This is a genomic window from Pseudomonas sp. Leaf59 (genome assembly GCF_920984685.1).
In the GTDB taxonomy this organism is placed as follows: domain Bacteria; phylum Pseudomonadota; class Gammaproteobacteria; order Pseudomonadales; family Pseudomonadaceae; genus Aquipseudomonas.
In genome coordinates, this window is sequence record NZ_CAKLBR010000005.1 from 14,511 (window position 1) to 31,382 (window position 16,872).

A 16,872-nucleotide genomic window follows, 5' to 3' on the forward strand; every position below is an offset into this window, starting at 1 on the left:
CCTGCCGACTCACTCACCGCGCGGCGCTGCAGCTTGCGCGGTTTAACATTTGCTCAAAGGAATACACATGGAATGGCTGACCAATCCGGAAATCTGGATTGCCTTCTTCACCCTGACGGCCCTCGAGATCGTCCTGGGCATCGATAACATCATCATGATTTCGATCCTGGTCAGTCGCATGCCCAAGCACATGCAGGCGCGCACCCGGATCTTCGGCCTGGCCCTGGCCATGGTCACGCGCATCCTGTTGCTGCTGTCGATCACCTGGGTCATGCAGCTCACGGCCGACCTGTTCGTGGTGTTCGGCCAGGGTATTTCCGGTCGCGACCTGATCCTGTTCTTCGGTGGCCTTTTCCTGCTGTGGAAAAGCTCCCAGGAGATGTACCACGCCCTCGAAGGTGAAGACGAATCCCAGGACGAACCCGGTGGCAAGGGTGGCAAGTTCATCTACACCATCATCCAGATCGCGATCATCGACATCGTGTTCTCCCTGGACTCGGTGATCACCGCCGTCGGCATGGTCTCCCATGTGCCGGTGATGGTCGCGGCGATTGTGGTCGCGGTGCTGGTGATGATGCTGGCGGCCGGCACCATCAGCGCGTTCATCGACAAGCACCCGTCGCTGAAAATGCTGGCGCTGTCGTTCCTGCTGGTGGTGGGTACCGTGCTGATCGCCGAATCCTTCGACGTGCACGTGCCAAAAGGCTACGTCTACTTCGCCATGGCGTTCTCACTGGCGGTGGAAGCGGTCAACATCAAGATGCGTACCGCCATCGCGAAAAAGAAGAAACAGCAGGACCCAGTGAAACTGCGCAAGGATGTTCCGGGTCAATAATCCCCGAGCCGCTGCTGAACGCTCCCACACTCCGCGTGGGAGCGCTCCTTATGACAGTTTTGTTTCAATCCCTGATGTAGCTATGCGATGCTGGCGCGGAGCCTATTCGCCAACTACAGCTTAAGTACAAGACGTAGAACGGCACGCGGCACCTTTCCTTCGCTCTTCATGGAGCACACCCACACGGGGGGCCGAGCATGCTGACCTTGCTCAATCTGCTTTCCGCCGTGACCCTGCTTATCTGGGGCACGCACATCGTCCGTACCGGCATTCTGCGGGTCTACGGTTCCAACTTGCGCCAAGTCATCGGGCAGAACATGTCCAAACGCTGGCTGGCCTTCGTCGCCGGTATTCTGGTGACGGCCATGGTGCAAAGCAGCAACGCCACCGCGATGCTGGTGACGTCCTTTGTCGGCCAAGGCCTCATGGGGCTGGTGCCCGCACTGGCGACCATGCTCGGTGCCGACGTCGGTACGGCGCTGATGGCGCGGGTGCTGACCTTCGACCTGTCCTGGTTGTCACCGCTGCTGATTTTCCTCGGTGTTATTTTTTTCCTGTCACGCAAACAGACGCGCGCCGGCCAACTGGGCCGCGTGGGCATCGGCCTCGGCCTGATCATCCTCGCCCTGCAATTGATCGTCGAAGCCGCCGGACCGATCACCCATGCTCAGGGCGTCAAAGTGATCTTCGCCTCGCTGACCGGCGACATCCTGCTCGACGCCCTGATCGGTGCACTGTTCGCCATGATTTCCTACTCCAGCCTGGCCGCCGTGCTGCTTACCGCCACCCTGGCCGGTGCCGGCGTGATCGGCCTGCATGTGGCCATCGGCCTGGTGATCGGCGCCAATATCGGCAGCGGCATACTGGCCTTCCTCAGCACCAGCATGCAGAACGCCGCCGGGCGCCAGGTGGCGCTGGGCAGCCTGCTCTACAAACTGATCGGCCTGCTGCTGATCATCCCGGTGCTCGACCCGCTGGTGCTGTGGATGGACAGCCTGGACTACAGCGCCCAGGGCATGGTCATCAGCTTCCACCTGCTCTACAACGTCAGCCGCTGCCTGATCCTGCTGCCCACCATCGGCCCGATGGCGCGGCTGTGCGAGTGGTTGCTGCCGGAGCGCGAAGAGGTCAACGGCAAGGCCAAGCCGCGCCACCTGGACCCAGCCGCCCTCGCCACACCGAGCCTCGCCCTGGCCAACGCTGCGCGGGAAACCCTGCGCCTGGGTGACCTGATCGACAACATGCTGATGGCCATGCAGGAAGTGCTGCGCGGCAAACAAACCGCCATCACCCAGGAAATGCGCAGTCTCAGCGACGACGTCGAGGCGCTGTACAGCGCGATCAAGCTTTACCTGGCGCAGATGCCGCGCGAAGACCTGGGCGAACACGACAGCCGGCGCTGGGCCGAGATCATCGAGCTGTCGATCAACCTGAAGCTGGCCGGCGACCTGATCGAGCGCATGCTGCGCAAGGTGCAGCAGCAGAAGACCTCGCAGCGCCGCCAGTTTTCCGAGGTCGGCCTGGAGGAGCTTTCGGGCCTGCACAGCCAGTTGATCGCCAACCTGCGCCTGGGTCTGTCGGTGTTCCTGAGTGCCGACCCGGAAAGCGCCCGCCAGTTACTGCGCGAGAAACGCCGCTTCCGCGCCCAGGAGCGTCGCCTGGCCCACGCCCATGTCAGCCGGTTGCAACACAAGATCGTACAGAGCCTGGAGACAAGCTCCCTGCACCTGGAGCTGATTGCCGACATGAAGCGCCTCAACTCGCTGTTTTGCAGCAGCGCCTATGTCGTGCTGGAAACGTCCGACACCGGCGCACTCTCCTCCGACGATATTGCCGACATCACGCATTCACCCTGAACGGATGGTGGCCCGTGAAGTCAGTTAAAGCTGACCTCACTCGCCAGGAAGCTTGTTATGCGTCGCCTGTTGTTCGCCTGTCTGCTCATGGGCTCTGCCCATGCCTTTGCTTTTGACCGTTTGCAAGTCGAGGGCTACACCTTGCCCAACGGCCTGCAAGTGCTGCTCAAGCCAGGCACCGAACGCGGGCATGTGGCGATTCGCCTGGTGGTTGGCGTGGGCCTGGATGACTTCAGTTGTGAGCAAAAAGAGCTGCCGCACCTGCTCGAACACCTGTTGTTCAGCGGCATCGACGGTGGCGGCGAAGGTGATCTCGAAGACCGCATGCAGGCCCTGGGCGGCGAGTGGAACGCCTACACCAGCAACGCCGACACCACCTTTGTGATCGAGGCCCCGGCACACAACCAGCGCAAGGTGCTCGACCTGCTGCTGGCCATCCTCACCCGCACCGAACTGACCGACGCCAATATCAATGCCGCCAAGCGCGTCGTCGAGCGCGAGGACGGCGGGCATTATTCGCACCTGCAGCGCCTGCTCGACCGTCAGGACCTGGGCCACACCGCCAGCAATCAACTGGCGGTCGAGCTGGGCCTCAAGTGCGCCGAACGGGCCGAGGTCGGTCAACTCACGCGCGATCAATTGGAGACACTGCGCAAAAACTGGTACGCCCCCAACAACATGACCCTGATTATCGTCGGCGACCTCGACAAACTGCTGCCGGCCTACCTTGAGCGCACCTACGGCGAACTCGACCCGGTCGAGCCGACCGACCACCTGGCCCTGCCCGAAATCCAGCACGCCGCCGCTCATCGTCGCGACCTGATGCGCGGCTGGGTCGGCGACGGCGCCAAGTTGCACTGGCTGTTTCCCGAGCCGATGCTGGACGATCAGCACGACGAAACCTACGACTTGCTCAAGGATTACCTCGACTGGGCGTTGTATCGCGAACTGCGCCTCAGGCACGGTTTATCCTACGGCCCCTGGAGTGAGCGCGAAGTACTCGGCAGTGTCGGCTTCCTCAGCCTGAATGCCGATCTTGAACGCGAAGACCTCCCCGAGGCCCAACAGGTGCTGCACGACCTCACAGCCAGGCTGCTCAAGGACGGCCTCGAGCCGGCCGCCTTCGCCCGCCTGCAACAGGCCGCCGTCGCCCGCCAGGCCTGGGCCGTGCAGGGCAACAGCGCCTTGGCCGACTATTATTGGAGCGCGTCCGGCGAGTACGCCAACGGGCGCTTCAGCGACCCGGTCAAGCGCATCAAAGCGGTCAGCCTGGAACAGACCAACCAGGCCATGCGCCAGGTGTTCAAGCAACCGGGCTACTGGCGCATCGAAAAACCGCTGCTCAGCTACGACGCTCTGAACTGGATCGGCGCCGGCGTGCTCGGGCTGATCGCGATTGTGTTGATCGGCGTGCGCGGTTATCGCAAACGGATCGCGCAGTGAGCCACCGCACACGCGTACCGAGACGCTATTCTGTCCGGGATCTTTTCCTACACCTACTGCGAATCGCCGAATGCCAAACCTGAGTCACGTAATCCAGCGCATCCTCGAACTGATGAAGCGCTACCCAGGGGTGATCGCACTCGGCGGCTTCATCTCGGGTGTGGGCAGCTTCATTCTGGTGGACCGCCAGCAGGGCATGGCCAGCTGGATCGCGGTGATCATGCTGGTGAGCTGGTTGTGGCTGATGCTGGAAAACAGTTTTACCCAACTGTTCGCCAAACTGTTCAAGCGGGAAATCCCCGAACCGCTGTTGCGCTATGCCACCCAGATGATCCACCAGGAAAGCCTGTTTTTCGTGCTGCCGTTTTTCTTCGTCACCACCGCCTGGAACAGCGGCCAATCGGTGTTTACCGGCCTGCTGGGCGCGGCGGCGCTGGTGTCGATCATCGACCCGCTGTACTACAAATGGCTGGCGCCCAAGCGCTCGCTGTTCCTGGCCCTGCACACCCTGACACTGTTTGCCGCGCTGCTCACCGCGCTGCCGATCATCCTGCACCTGACCACCGCCGAGAGTTACAAGCTGGCGCTCGGCGTGGCCATGGCGCTGTCGATTCCCAGCCTGGCGTTGAGCCTGCCGCTGCGTAGCCTCAGGGGCTGGGCGATGCTGCTGGGGGTCACGGCCGCCATCGGCTGCGCTGGCTGGTTCCTGCGCAGCTGGGTGCCGCCCGCCACGCTGTGGATGACCGAAGTGGCCATCAGCACGCAAATGCAGGATCGCACGCCCGGTGACGACCTCAAGGAAGTCAACGCTGCCCAGTTGCGCAGCGGCGGGCTTTACGCCTACACCGCCATCAACGCGCCGCGCGGGCTCGATGAGCGGATCTACCATGTGTGGAAATTCAACGGGAAAGAAGTCGACCGCATCGCCCTCGATATCCATGGCGGACGCAAGGAAGGCTACCGCGCCTGGACCCACAAACAGAACTTCCCCGGCGACGCCGTAGGGCGCTGGCAGGTGCAGGTGCTCACCGAAGACGGGCAGGTGATCGGCGTGCTGCGCTTCAAAGTGACGGACACCGCACAAACGGACAACCCAACGTAGACGGTAGTGTGCTATTACGTAGCCATTGCGAAATAGCAGACAAGCTCGGAGCTTATGACCAGCAGTCCCACGCCCGGCGCAGCCCACCTCGATACGTCCATCTCGCCGCCACAGTTGCGGATTACGGGGGACTGGACACTGGCCCACTACGCAAGCCTGCGCACACTGTCAGCCAGGCTCGACGGCCAGTACGACGCCGCCGCACGCATCGACCTCAACGGCCTCGGCGCGCTGGACACTGCCGGCGCGTCGCTGCTCGTGGAGTTACTCGGCCCCACCCGCATCGAGCAATCGGCCGAACAGACCGATTGCAGTTTGTCCGCCGCCGACCGCGCGTTGCTCAAGACCGTCTACCGCTCCCTCAACGATTTCTGCGTGCCCGATAAAGGTCCGGAAGAGGCCACCAGCGTCCAGTTGCTGGCGCGTATCGGCCGGGCGGTGGACACCGTGTGGCAGGACAGCAAACAGCTGCTGGGCTTTATCGGCCTGATCCTTGAAACCTTCGCCCGCGGCATGCTGCGCCCCAAACGCTGGCGCCTCACGCCGATGGTCGCGCACCTGGAGCAGGTCGGCCTCGACGCGGCGCCCATTGTCGCCCTGCTGACCTTCCTGGTGGGCGCAGTGGTGGCGTTTCTGGGCGCCACGGTGCTCAAGAGCTTCGGCGCGACGATTTTTACCGTGGACCTGGTGGCGTTCTCTTTTCTGCGTGAATTCGGCGTATTGCTCACCGCCATCCTGATCGCCGGCCGCACGGCCAGCGCCTTTACCGCGCAGATCGGCTCGATGAAGGCCAATGAAGAAATCGACGCCATCCGCACCCTGGGCCTGGACCCGATGGAGCTGCTGGTGTTGCCGCGCGTCATGGCGCTGCTGGTGGCGCTGCCGATGCTGACGTTTCTGGCGATGCTCTCGGGCATTGTCGGCGGTGGCGTGGTGTGTGCCGTGGCCCTGGATATTTCGCCGGCAATGTTTCTGTCGCTGCTGCAATCGGACATCGGCGTGCAGCATTTTCTGGTGGGCCTGGTGAAGGCGCCGGTGTTCGCGTTTCTGATCGCGGCCATTGGCTGCCTGGAAGGTTTCAAGGTCAGCGGCAGTGCTGAGTCGGTAGGTGCCCACACCACCTCCAGCGTGGTGCAGTCGATTTTCGTGGTGATCGTGCTGGATGCGGTCGCCGCACTGTTCTTTATGGAGATGGGCTGGTGAGCCGTCCACTGCGTGCACCCGCCGAGGCGGTGATTGAAGTGCGTGGCTTGTGCAATCGCTTTGGCAGCCAGAGCGTGCACGAACACCTCGACCTGGATGTGTACAAAGGCGAGATCCTCGCCGTGGTCGGCGGCTCCGGCAGCGGCAAGTCGGTGCTGCTGCGCAGTATCGTCGGCCTGCGCCGGCCCAGCGCCGGCGAGGTGCGTGTGTTCGGCCAGAACCTGCCGAACCTGCCCGAGCACGAACGCTCCCTGGTGGAACGCCGCTTTGGCGTGCTGTTCCAGAAGGGCGCGCTGTTTTCGTCACTCACCGTCACCGAGAACGTCGCCCTGCCGCTGATCGAACACGCCGGCCTCAGCCGCGCCGACGCCGAGCACCTGGCGGCGGTCAAGCTGGCCCTGGCCGGCTTGCCGCTGTCGGCCGCCGACAAATACCCGGCATCGCTGTCCGGCGGCATGATCAAGCGCGCGGCCCTGGCCCGTGCCCTGGCACTGGACCCGGATATCCTGTTTCTCGACGAACCCACTGCCGGCCTCGACCCGATTGGTGCGGCGCAATTCGACCAACTGATCCTGACCCTGCGCGACGCACTGGGCCTGAGCGTGTTTCTGGTCACACATGACCTGGACACGCTGTACACCATCACCGACCGCGTGGCGGTGCTGGCGCAGAAGAAAGTGCTGGTGGCCGACGCCATCGATGTCGTCTCGGAAACCGACGACCCCTGGATTCACGACTATTTCCACGGCCCACGGGGCCGCGCGGCATTGGATGCCGCTCAACCGCTCAACGAGGTATGACATGGAAACCCGCGCCCATCATGTGATGATCGGTCTGTTCAGCGTGATCGTGGTGGTCGGCGCGATGCTGTTTGGCCTGTGGCTGGCCAAATCCAGCGTCGACAGCGCCTTCCAGGATTACGAAGTGATCTTCAACGAGGCGGTCAGCGGCCTGTCCCAGGGCAGCTCGGTGCAGTACAGCGGGATCAAGGTGGGCGACGTCACCAGCCTGCGCCTGGACCCGAAAGACCCGCGCCGCGTGCTGGCGCGCATCCGCCTGGCCGGGCAGACACCGATCAAGGAAGACACCCAGGCCAAGCTCGCGCTGACCGGCATCACCGGCACCTCGATCATCCAGCTCAGCGGCGGCACGCCGCAAAGCCCCGAACTCAAGGGCAAGGATGGCGAGCTGCCGCTGATCATCGCCTCACCGTCGCCCATCGCGCGGCTGCTCAATAACAGCAATGACCTGATGACCGGCATCAACCTGCTGCTGCACAACGCCAACAATATGTTTTCTTCGCAGAACGTCGACCGCCTGAGCAAGACCCTCGACAACCTGCAGCAAACCACTGGCGCCATTGCCGATCAGCGCGGCGATATCAAGGTGGTGATGCAACAACTGATGCAGGTAAGCAAGCAGGCCACCGCTGCGCTTGAGCAGACCACCGTGCTGATGCGCAACGCCAATGGCTTGCTCAACGATCAGGGCAGACAGGCGTTCGGCAGCGCCGAGCAGGCAATGAAATCCCTGCAGCAAAGCACCGCCACCATCAACACCTTGCTCACCACAAATAAGGATTCGGTGAACAGCGGCATGCAGGGCCTCAACGAACTGGCGCCGGCCGTGCGCGAGCTGCGCGAAACCCTCGCGTCGCTGCGCGCCATTTCCCGGCGCCTGGAAGCCAACCCCAGCGGCTACCTGCTGGGCAGCGACAAAAACAAGGAGTTCACGCCATGAAGCGTGCTTGCCAACTGATCGCTCCACTGGCCCTGGCACTGCTGAGCGCGTGCTCGATCCTGCCCAAAGCGGACCCTTCGGACGTGTATCGCCTGACGGCAACGCCCGCCGCCACACAAGGCGCCCCGCTGAGCTGGTCGCTGCGCGTGACCAAGCCCCAGACCAGCGAGTTTCTCGACAGCCCGCGCATTGCCGTGGTGCCCAATGGCAACCTGATCAGCAGCTATGCCCACGCGCGCTGGAGCGACCCGGCGCCGGTGCTGCTGCGCAATCGCCTGCTCGACGGCTTCCAGCGCGATGGGCGGGTGACGCTGCTGAGTACCGACGAGACCAACCTGCAAGCCGACTATGAGCTGGGCGGACAGCTGCAGGCGTTTCAGAGCGAATACCAGGGCAGTGCGGTGCAGGTGGTGATTCGGTTGGATGCGCGGGTGGTGCGGGGCAGTGATCAGCGGATTATTGCCAGCCGGCGGTTTGAGGTAAGGCAGCCGGTGGCCGATACCAAGGTGCCGGCGGTAGTCGCCGGGTTTGGATTGGCGGGGGATCAGTTGAACAGGCAGGTGGTGGATTGGGTGGTTGAGCAGGGCAGTAGAGCAACGAATCGCTGAGGGCCTCATCGGGAGCAAGCCCCCTCCCACATTTTGACCTGTGAACGCTTTCAAAATGTGGGAGGGGGGCTTGATCCCGATAGCGATTTCAGCCTCAGCCAAAGAACCAGTAACACACCGCAATCGCCGCAACCACACCGGCAAACTCCGCCAGCAACGCACACCCCACGGCATGCCTTGCCCGCTGAATCCCCACCGACCCAAAGTACACCGCCAATACATAAAACGTGGTCTCGGTGCTGCCCTGAATCGTCGCCGCCACCAACGCGGGGAAGCTGTCCACGCCCTGGGTCTGCATGGTCTCGATCAGCATCGCCCGCGCCGCGCTGCCTGAGAACGGCTTGACCATCGCGGTCGGCAAGGCATCGACAAACCGCGTGTCCATGCCGGTCCACGCCACCAGGTGACGGATGCCTTCCAGGCCGAAGTCCAGCGCCCCGGAAGCACGCAGCACACCGACTGCGCAGAGCATCGCCACCAGATAGGGCAGCAGGTTTTTCGCCACATCGAAGCCTTCCTTGGCCCCTTCGACAAACGCCTCGTATACCTTGACCTTGCGCAGCGCACCGATCAGCAGAAACAGCATGATCAACCCAAACAGCGTCAGGTTGCCAAGGATCGACGACAGCCCGGCCAGCGCCGTGGCGGACAGGGTGGCCAGCAACGCCATGAAACCACCTAGCACCAGCGCACCGGGAATCAGGTAGGCCAGCACCACCGGGTCCCACAACCGCAGGCGCTGCATCACCGCTACCGACAGCAGGCCCACCAGGGTCGAGGCGCTGGTGGCCAGCAGGATCGGCAGGAAGACCAGCGTCGGGTCGGCGGCGCCTTGCTGGGCGCGGTACATGAAGATGGTCACCGGCAACAGCGTCAGCGACGAGGCGTTGAGCACCAGAAACAGGATCTGCGCGTTACTGGCGGTGTTGGGGATGGGGTTGAGTTCCTGCAGCGCCTTCATGGCCTTCAGGCCGATGGGCGTCGCGGCGTTGTCCAGGCCCAGGCCATTGGCGGCGAAATTGAGGGTGATCAGGCCGATGGCCGGGTGGCCGGCGGGCACTTCGGGCATCAGCCGGCGAAACAGCGGCCCGAGGGCCTTGGCCAGCCAGTCGACGATCCCGGCTTTTTCGGCGATGCGCAAAAAGCCCAGCCATAAGGTCAGGGTGCCGAACAGCAGCACCATGACTTCCACCGACAATTTGGCCATGGCGAAAATGCTTTCGACCATCGCCGCGAAAATTCCGGCGTTACCGCCCACCAGCCATTGCGCCAGTGCTGACACCATTGCCACGACAAAGAAGCCAAGCCACAGGCCATTGAGCATCAGTTAAATCCCCCGAAAGATGGGGCGAATGATAACGGGGCTGACAGAAACGACAAACCCCGGAATTTTCCGGGGCTTGTTTCAGCGCCTGAGGGCGATCAGCCGCGAGTGGCCTGGGCGGTCGGCACTGCTGTGCGGGTGCGCCAGTGCGGCAGCGAGTTCCAGTAGCGCTCGCCTTTGGCATCGTCGTACATGCCTTCCCAACGAGAAATCACCAGCACGGCGAGGGCATTGCCGATCACGTTGAGCGCGGTACGCGCCATGTCCATGATGCGGTCGACGCCGGCGATGAAGGCCAGGCCTTCCAGCGGAATGCCCACGCTGCCCAGGGTGGCCAGCAGCACCACGAAGGACACGCCCGGCACGCCGGCAATCCCTTTGGAGGTGACCATCAGAGTCAGCACCAGCATCAGTTGCTGGCCGATCGACAGGTCGATGCCATACAACTGGGCGATAAAGATGGCGGCGATGCTCTGGTACAGGGTCGAGCCGTCGAGGTTGAATGAGTAACCGGTCGGCACCACAAAGCTGCAGATCGCCTTAGGCGCGCCGTAGGCTTCCATCTTCTCGATCACGCGCGGCAGCACGGTCTCGGAACTGGCGGTGGAGTAGGCCAGCACCAGTTCATCCTTGAAGATGCGCATCAGCTTGATCACCGAGAAGCCGAACAGGCGAGCGATCAGGCCCAGCACCACAAAGGCGAAGAACAGGATGGCGACGTAAACCAGGATCACCAGCTTGGCCAGCGGCAGCAGGGAAGCGAAGCCGAAGTTGGCGACGGTCACCGCGATCAGCGCGAAGACACCGATGGGGGCGTACTTCATGATCATATGGGTGACTTTGAACATGCTCTCGGACACGCCCTGGAACATGGTCACCAGCGGCTCGCGCAGCTCGGGCTTGAGGCTCGACAAGCCGAGGCCGAACAGCACCGAGAAGAAAATGATCGGCAGCATCTCGCCACGGGCGACGGCGGCGAAGATATTCGAGGGGATCAGGTTGAGGATGGTCTCAATGAACGCATGTTCATGCTGCACCTCGGCGGCAGTCGCCTGGTACTTGGAGATATCGACAGTGCCCAGGGTACTCATGTCGATGCCTGCGCCCGGATGGAACAGGTTGGCCAGCAACAGGCCGACAACAATGGCAATGGTGGTGACGATTTCGAAGTAAAGAATGGTTTTGACACCGATCCGACCCAGCTTTTTCGCGTCACCGACCCCGGCAATGCCGACGATCAGCGAGGAAATCACAATTGGGATCACGATCATCTTGATCAGGCGGATAAAGATATCGCCTGCCGGCTGCAAGACGTTGCTGATCCACCAGGCCTTTTCAGCACTGAAATGGTTGAGCAACGCACCGATTGCAATCCCCAGGACCAGACCGATGAGGATCTGCCAGGCGAGGCTTAGTTTTGCCTTCTTCATGTCATTACCCTTACTTCACGTGAACTTAAGGCGAATGCGCCAGCCGCAACGCTCGAGAGCGAAAAAGTGTGTGCACAAGCCTCCATGGAAGGTCACCGCCGCATGGCCGAAATGGCTTACTGGCAGGCGAAAAAAGGCGCAACTATTCCCATGCAAGGGCGCAACGTCTAATGCCGTAAACGCCTACCCTATGCCGAATCGGCATGGCTTTTTTGGGAAATAACTGTCCGACCGGTCAGTTCGATTACGCCAATATGACGGGCAAACATGCCGTGAACCTGCCAATACAGGCTTGCTCAGAGAGACAGACGTGCGCTGAAGGGCTGGCACAAACGCCCGTAAATTAACGGAGTACGCGTCAGAAATATCCTATGGAGGGGGCAAAACTTTCTCGATAGGTGGTCGCGACGACACAACCAGTAATGGTTGGTAAAGAGCGAAAACGAAATATTCGGCTAAGGCTGGTATGGGAAGCAGCCCATCAGAGCAACGAGCCCGCCGCAAGTTCAGCAAGCTTGAGGACTTGTGAACTTGCGTCGCAGCTTTTCACCTGACCCGGCCCTTGCGCAGGCACTCCCTGTACCCGTAGGTCACGCCGATCTCGATTGATCAGAGCAACCCGGCCCCCTGGTCATGCATCGCCCTTGGCGAGCGATGCAGACAGAAAAAAGCGACGGGCTTCTTTCTATGGACGCCGGCCCCGCAGACGCTGAGTGCGTCAAACGGAACCTAGTACCAATTCGGATCTTTCTTGAGCTGTTCCATCAACAGCTTTTGCATGCCTTCGTCCGGCTTACCGATAAACCGGTAATCGGCGTGCCGCGTCGGCGATTTGTCCTTCGGCAAACCGGCCGGGACTTCCACCAACAGGGCGTAGGCATCTTCCTTGTCAAAGCTGACGGCTACGATCAGACGCTTGTTCAGGCAGGTGTCTGCAGTCTCGCAAAGCGGCCCGACCAAGTACTTGTCGCCATCTTCTTCAACTGCGGTCATCTGTTGTTCGGCCGAGCCGGACAGGTTCATCACCCATTCCGGCAGGCGCTCTTCTTTCTTCACCACGTCTCGCCAGGTTTCACGGTACTGCGGGTCCGCACTGAGCAATTCGTTGGCTCGGGTCTGACCGTCATTGGCAGCCATCGCCAAACCGCTGCCGCCCAACAACAGGGCGACAGTAATGGCTTTAAAAGAAAGAGTGGTCATCTTCAGCCTCGGCCTTTACGACCAAAGAAGAACGAAGCGATGAACATCACCAGGAAGACAACAAACAGGATCTTGGCGATACCTGTGGCGGTGCCGGCGATGCCACCGAAGCCGAGGACTGCAGCCACAATGGCGATGATCAGAAACGTGATTGCCCAACTCAACATGGTGATTCTCCTTACGCTTTCATAGGGGGTAACAGCTGTAGTGCAGTGCGGTCGCTCAGTACGGCGCCCGATTTATTGCCTAGAACACCCAGCGCTCTTGCGTAGGCAGCGCGTCCAGGGTGGAATCCTGGTCGACCACACGCAATTGCGGGGCAGTCACATCGGCAGTCGCGCTGGCGATGGAACGAAAATGGTTTTGCGTCATGGCCGGACGGTCGAATTGCGGGACTTGCTGCTGACTCTGTTGCCAGTGCTGCAACTGCTGGCCGCCAATCAACGTGATCATCAGGGCCAGGCTGGCAAACAGACCCTGTTGCAGGCGCAGTGGCGATACACGCAATTGGCTGAGGCTTTGGCGAGTCATGCTGCATTTCTCCCGCATTCTGATTATTGGTTCATGACACTCTTGGGAGATGTATTGCAGAGCGCATGCCAGCTTTTTTTCAAAATAAATATCAATTAAATCAACCATTTACGATTGAACCCAATACAAATGCCCCAGCATCCTGCACGATGCCCCCTTGCAGGCCGTGCGAAATGCACGATGGCCAGTGGTCGGATCGAGGGATAGAACCCGCCGCAGCGGTTGCCGAAGTGGCACGAAGGGCTAAAAACGCCACTAGCCTGGGGTGCTGTAAGAAGGTGCGCAGATAGCTGCGCGAAGTCGCCTTTTATCGATCAGAATAAACCATGCAACTTGCCCGATTATTCCGGGACTAATCACCATCATCATTTAAAGTTAAGGAGCGCGGGACAGATGGAATCAGCCAAGGAACTTCAAGGCCGCATTCTTTTAGTGGATGACGAATCCGCGATTCTCCGCACCTTCCGTTACTGCCTGGAAGACGAAGGCTACACCGTAGCTACCGCCAACAGCGCCGCCCAGGCCGATGCCCTGATGCAGCGTCAGGTGTTCGACCTGTGCTTCCTCGACCTGCGCCTGGGCGAAGACAATGGCCTGGACGTGCTGGCGCAGATGCGCATTCAGGCGCCGTGGATGCGCGTGGTGATCGTCACCGCGCATTCGGCCGTCGACACCGCCGTGGATGCGATCCAGGCCGGCGCGGCCGATTATCTGGTCAAGCCGTGCAGCCCGGACCAATTGCGTCTGGCCACCGCCAAACAGCTGGAAGTGCGCCAGCTCTCCGCGCGTCTGGAGGCGCTGGAGGGCGAAGTGCGCAAACCCAAGGACGGCCTCGATTCCCATAGCCCGGCGATGATGGTGGTACTCGAAACCGCACGCCAGGTGGCCGGCACCGACGCCAACATCCTGATCCTGGGCGAATCCGGCACCGGTAAGGGTGAGCTGGCGCGGGCCATTCATGGCTGGAGCAAGCGCACCAAGAAATCCTGCGTCACCATCAACTGCCCGTCTCTCACGGCGGAACTGATGGAGAGCGAGTTGTTCGGCCACAGCCGCGGCGCCTTCACCGGGGCCAGCGAGAGCACGCTGGGTCGGGTCAACCAGGCGGACGGCGGCACGCTGTTTCTCGATGAGATCGGTGACTTTCCGCTGACCCTGCAGCCCAAGTTGCTGCGCTTTATCCAGGACAAGGAATACGAACGCGTCGGCGATCCGGTGACCCGCCGCGCCGATGTGCGCATCCTCGCGGCCACCAACCTGAACCTGGAAGACATGGTGCGTGACGGCCGCTTCCGTGAAGACCTGCTGTACCGTCTCAACGTCATCACCTTGCACCTGCCGCCGTTGCGCGAACGCAGTGAAGACATCCTGACCCTGGCGGACCGTTTCCTGGCGCGCTTCGTCAAGGACTACGCACGACCGGCGCGAGGTTTCAGCGACCAGGCTCGCGAAGCACTGCTCAACTACCGCTGGCCGGGCAATATCCGCGAACTGCGCAACGTCGTGGAACGCGCGAGCATTATCTGCCCCCAGGAAAAAGTCGAGATCAGCCACCTGGGGATGGCGGAACAGCCGACCAACAATGCGCCGCGCATCGGTGCGGCGTTGAGCCTGGATGAGCTGGAAAAAGCCCACATCGGCGCGGTACTGGCCACCAGCGACACCCTGGATCAGGCGGCCCGTACACTGGGTATCGACGCCTCGACGCTGTACCGCAAACGCAAACAGTACAACCTGTGAGCTTTACCTTATGAAGCTTGCGATGAAACTGCGCACTCGGTTATTCCTGAGCATCTCCGCACTGATCACCGTGGCCCTGTTGGGCCTGGTGCTGGGGCTGGTCAGCGTGATGCAAATGGCAAAGAGCCAGGAATCGCTGATCCGCAGCAACTTCATCACCCTGGACCTGGGGCTCAAGCTGCGTCAGAGCCTGGGGGACCAGTTGATCCTGATGCTGGAAGAGCAACCCGACGCCAAGGCCCTGGAGACGTCCAAGCAGCAATATTTTGCGTTGCTGGACGAAGGTATCGCCCATGAAAAGCGTGATGGACGAATCAACGGTTTCAGCCAGGCGCGCATCGACTACCTGGACTTTCTGAAAGCGTTCGACGAAGCCCAGCGATCGCCACTGGCGAACAAAAAAAATCAGAAACTGACCGATAGCTTCAACGCCTTGCGCAATGGCCTGATCGCCGAACACAAACAAGCCCTGGAAAACATCAACGCCAGCGAACACAAGTCGCGCAACCGTGCATTATTGATCGCTGCGGCGCTGGGGGTGGTTGGACTTGCCGTGCTGATTATCGGCTTCATCACCGCCCATGGCATCGCACGACGCTTTGGTGGGCCGATCGAAGCCCTGGCCAAGGCGGCCGACAAGATCGGGCAGGGCGATTTCGAGGTGACGCTGCCGATCTCGTCAGCGGCGGAAATGAACCAGCTGACCCGGCGCTTCGGCATCATGGCCGAGGCGCTGCGCCAGCATCAGGCAACCAATGTCGACGAACTTCTGGCCGGCCAGCAGCGCCTGCAGGCGGTGCTCGACAGCATCGACGACGGCCTGCTGATGATCGATCGCCAAGGCCGCCTTGAGCACCTCAACCCTGTGGCACAGCGTCAACTGGGCTGGGACGAGGAGCGCCTGGGGCAGGGACTGGGCGAAGCGCTGGTGCGCCCGGAACTGGATGAACAATTGCAGTTGGTGCTGCGCGGCGGCAACCTGGAGCGGGCGCCGGATGATCTGGAAGTGGAAGTCGAAGGCGAATTGCGCCTGCTGACCTACAGCCTTACGCCGGTGAGTCATACCCAGGGGCATATCCTCGGCGCGGTGATGGTGCTGCATGACGTCACCGAGCAGCGTGCCTTCGAGCGGGTGCGCAGCGAGTTCGTATTGCGCGCCTCACACGAGTTGCGCACGCCGGTGACCGGCATGCACATGGCGTTTGGTCTTTTTCGCGAGCGCGCGAAGTTTCCGGCAGAGTCCCGTGAGGCGGACCTGCTGGATACGGTCAACGAAGAGATGCAGCGCCTGATGCAGTTGATCAACGACTTGCTCAACTTCTCGCGCTACCAGAATGGCCTGCAGAAACTCACGCTGGGGCCATGCGACGTGACGGACCTGCTCGAGCATGCGCGCGCGCGCTTTGCCGAGACGGCAAACGCGCAACATATTGAATTGCTGGTGGAAGCCCAGGCCGACGTGCCACGGCTGTACGCCGATCAGGCGCAACTGGAGCGAGTGCTCGACAACCTGCTGGCCAACGCGCTGCGTCATACCGCCGAAGGCGGGCAAATCCACCTGCAGGCACGACGCCATGGCGAGCGGGTGATTGTCAGCGTCGAAGACAATGGCGAAGGCATTGCCTATGGCCAGCAAGGGCGCATCTTCGAACCTTTTGTGCAGGTGGGCCGCAAGAAAGGTGGCGCAGGCCTGGGGCTGGCACTGTGCAAGGAAATCGTGCAATTGCACGGCGGACGCATGGGCGTGTACTCGCGGCCGGGGCAGGGTACGCAGTTTTATATGGCGTTGCCCCTGTAGTTCGCAGGCTTCGTCGGGAGCCCGCTGCCACAGAGGCCGCTCACCATAAAGGTCGCTCGCCA

15 protein-coding genes are annotated in these 16,872 nt (G+C 61.6%); 10 read left to right on the forward strand and 5 right to left on the reverse strand.

Annotated features, from left to right (window positions below; genetic code table 11):
* The first annotated feature begins 67 nt into the window (after positions 1-67).
* The 8 genes from LUB09_RS06980 to LUB09_RS07015 all read left to right on the forward strand — a co-directional run bounded on the left by LUB09_RS06980 (position 68) and on the right by LUB09_RS07015 (position 8,787).
* Positions 68-835: a TerC family protein gene (locus tag LUB09_RS06980; RefSeq protein WP_057006164.1), complete on the forward strand. Its 768-nt coding sequence runs from the start codon at positions 68-70 to the stop codon at positions 833-835.
* A 197-nt stretch (positions 836-1,032) separates the two neighbouring features.
* A complete protein-coding gene (locus tag LUB09_RS06985) occupies positions 1,033-2,691 on the forward strand; it encodes a Na/Pi cotransporter family protein (protein ID WP_209986919.1) in 1,659 nt (552 codons plus the stop codon).
* Positions 2,692-2,748: 57 nt separating this feature from the next.
* Positions 2,749-4,134, forward strand: a complete 1,386-nt coding sequence (locus tag LUB09_RS06990; RefSeq protein WP_231422157.1) for a M16 family metallopeptidase — start codon at positions 2,749-2,751, stop codon at positions 4,132-4,134.
* Positions 4,135-4,204: 70 nt separating this feature from the next.
* On the forward strand, positions 4,205-5,236 hold the full coding sequence (locus tag LUB09_RS06995) for a DUF5924 family protein (RefSeq protein WP_209986913.1): 1,032 nt from the start codon (positions 4,205-4,207) through the stop codon (positions 5,234-5,236).
* Positions 5,237-5,290: 54 nt separating this feature from the next.
* Entirely contained in the window at positions 5,291-6,439 is a 1,149-nt protein-coding gene (locus tag LUB09_RS07000; RefSeq protein WP_231422158.1) for an ABC transporter permease, read from the forward strand.
* Positions 6,436-7,239, forward strand: coding sequence for an ABC transporter ATP-binding protein (locus LUB09_RS07005; protein WP_209986907.1), 804 nt, complete (start codon positions 6,436-6,438; stop codon positions 7,237-7,239). Before LUB09_RS07000 ends, LUB09_RS07005 begins: the two co-directional genes overlap by 4 nt.
* A 1-nt stretch (position 7,240) precedes the next feature.
* A complete protein-coding gene (locus LUB09_RS07010) occupies positions 7,241-8,179 on the forward strand; it encodes an MlaD family protein (protein ID WP_209986904.1) in 939 nt (312 codons plus the stop codon).
* A complete protein-coding gene (locus tag LUB09_RS07015) occupies positions 8,176-8,787 on the forward strand; it encodes an ABC-type transport auxiliary lipoprotein family protein (RefSeq protein ID WP_231422159.1) in 612 nt (203 codons plus the stop codon). The genes LUB09_RS07010 and LUB09_RS07015 overlap by 4 nt, the downstream gene beginning before the upstream one ends.
* Positions 8,788-8,881: 94 nt before the next feature.
* Here LUB09_RS07015 and LUB09_RS07020 read toward each other — a convergent pair whose 3' ends face one another.
* The 5 genes from LUB09_RS07020 to LUB09_RS07040 form a co-directional block, all read right to left on the reverse strand.
* Positions 8,882-10,111 (reverse strand): nucleoside recognition domain-containing protein, encoded by a 1,230-nt coding sequence (locus tag LUB09_RS07020; RefSeq protein WP_057006172.1) that lies wholly within the window; start codon positions 10,109-10,111, stop codon positions 8,882-8,884.
* A gap of 98 nt (positions 10,112-10,209) precedes the next feature.
* Positions 10,210-11,541, reverse strand: coding sequence for a glutamate/aspartate:proton symporter GltP (gltP, locus tag LUB09_RS07025; protein WP_231422161.1), 1,332 nt, complete (start codon positions 11,539-11,541; stop codon positions 10,210-10,212).
* A 729-nt stretch (positions 11,542-12,270) separates the two neighbouring features.
* Positions 12,271-12,741, reverse strand: coding sequence for an inhibitor of vertebrate lysozyme family protein (locus tag LUB09_RS07030; protein WP_057006174.1), 471 nt, complete (start codon positions 12,739-12,741; stop codon positions 12,271-12,273).
* A gap of 2 nt (positions 12,742-12,743) precedes the next feature.
* Positions 12,744-12,908, reverse strand: a complete 165-nt coding sequence (locus LUB09_RS07035) for a DUF1328 domain-containing protein (protein WP_003187386.1) — start codon at positions 12,906-12,908, stop codon at positions 12,744-12,746.
* A gap of 79 nt (positions 12,909-12,987) precedes the next feature.
* Positions 12,988-13,272, reverse strand: a complete 285-nt coding sequence (locus tag LUB09_RS07040) for a hypothetical protein (RefSeq protein ID WP_209986891.1) — start codon at positions 13,270-13,272, stop codon at positions 12,988-12,990.
* A 393-nt stretch (positions 13,273-13,665) separates the two neighbouring features.
* Between LUB09_RS07040 and algB the strand changes: the two genes are divergently transcribed.
* Entirely contained in the window at positions 13,666-15,012 is a 1,347-nt protein-coding gene (gene algB, locus LUB09_RS07045; RefSeq protein ID WP_003233753.1) for a sigma-54-dependent response regulator transcription factor AlgB, read from the forward strand.
* 10 nt (positions 15,013-15,022) lie between these two features.
* Complete coding sequence (locus tag LUB09_RS07050; RefSeq protein ID WP_209986889.1) at positions 15,023-16,810, forward strand: ATP-binding protein; 1,788 nt, start codon at positions 15,023-15,025, stop codon at positions 16,808-16,810.
* The last annotated feature ends 62 nt before the right edge of the window (positions 16,811-16,872 follow it).

What these genes read in the sequence shown, in the direction of transcription:
- algB (WP_003233753.1), top strand. Translation starts at nt 13,666, where the DNA reads ATGGAATCAGCCAAGGAACTTCAAGGCCGCATTCTTTTAGTGGATGAC.
- LUB09_RS07035 (WP_003187386.1), bottom strand. Translation starts at nt 12,908, where the DNA reads ATGTTGAGTTGGGCAATCACGTTTCTGATCATCGCCATTGTGGCTGCA.
- LUB09_RS07050 (WP_209986889.1), top strand. Translation starts at nt 15,023, where the DNA reads ATGAAGCTTGCGATGAAACTGCGCACTCGGTTATTCCTGAGCATCTCC.
- LUB09_RS07030 (WP_057006174.1), bottom strand. Translation starts at nt 12,741, where the DNA reads ATGACCACTCTTTCTTTTAAAGCCATTACTGTCGCCCTGTTGTTGGGC.
- LUB09_RS07000 (WP_231422158.1), top strand. Translation starts at nt 5,291, where the DNA reads ATGACCAGCAGTCCCACGCCCGGCGCAGCCCACCTCGATACGTCCATC.
- LUB09_RS07015 (WP_231422159.1), top strand. Translation starts at nt 8,176, where the DNA reads ATGAAGCGTGCTTGCCAACTGATCGCTCCACTGGCCCTGGCACTGCTG.
- LUB09_RS06985 (WP_209986919.1), top strand. Translation starts at nt 1,033, where the DNA reads ATGCTGACCTTGCTCAATCTGCTTTCCGCCGTGACCCTGCTTATCTGG.
- LUB09_RS07010 (WP_209986904.1), top strand. Translation starts at nt 7,241, where the DNA reads ATGGAAACCCGCGCCCATCATGTGATGATCGGTCTGTTCAGCGTGATC.
- LUB09_RS07040 (WP_209986891.1), bottom strand. Translation starts at nt 13,272, where the DNA reads ATGACTCGCCAAAGCCTCAGCCAATTGCGTGTATCGCCACTGCGCCTG.
- LUB09_RS06980 (WP_057006164.1), top strand. Translation starts at nt 68, where the DNA reads ATGGAATGGCTGACCAATCCGGAAATCTGGATTGCCTTCTTCACCCTG.
- LUB09_RS06990 (WP_231422157.1), top strand. Translation starts at nt 2,749, where the DNA reads ATGCGTCGCCTGTTGTTCGCCTGTCTGCTCATGGGCTCTGCCCATGCC.
- gltP (WP_231422161.1), bottom strand. Translation starts at nt 11,541, where the DNA reads ATGAAGAAGGCAAAACTAAGCCTCGCCTGGCAGATCCTCATCGGTCTG.
- LUB09_RS07020 (WP_057006172.1), bottom strand. Translation starts at nt 10,111, where the DNA reads ATGCTCAATGGCCTGTGGCTTGGCTTCTTTGTCGTGGCAATGGTGTCA.
- LUB09_RS06995 (WP_209986913.1), top strand. Translation starts at nt 4,205, where the DNA reads ATGCCAAACCTGAGTCACGTAATCCAGCGCATCCTCGAACTGATGAAG.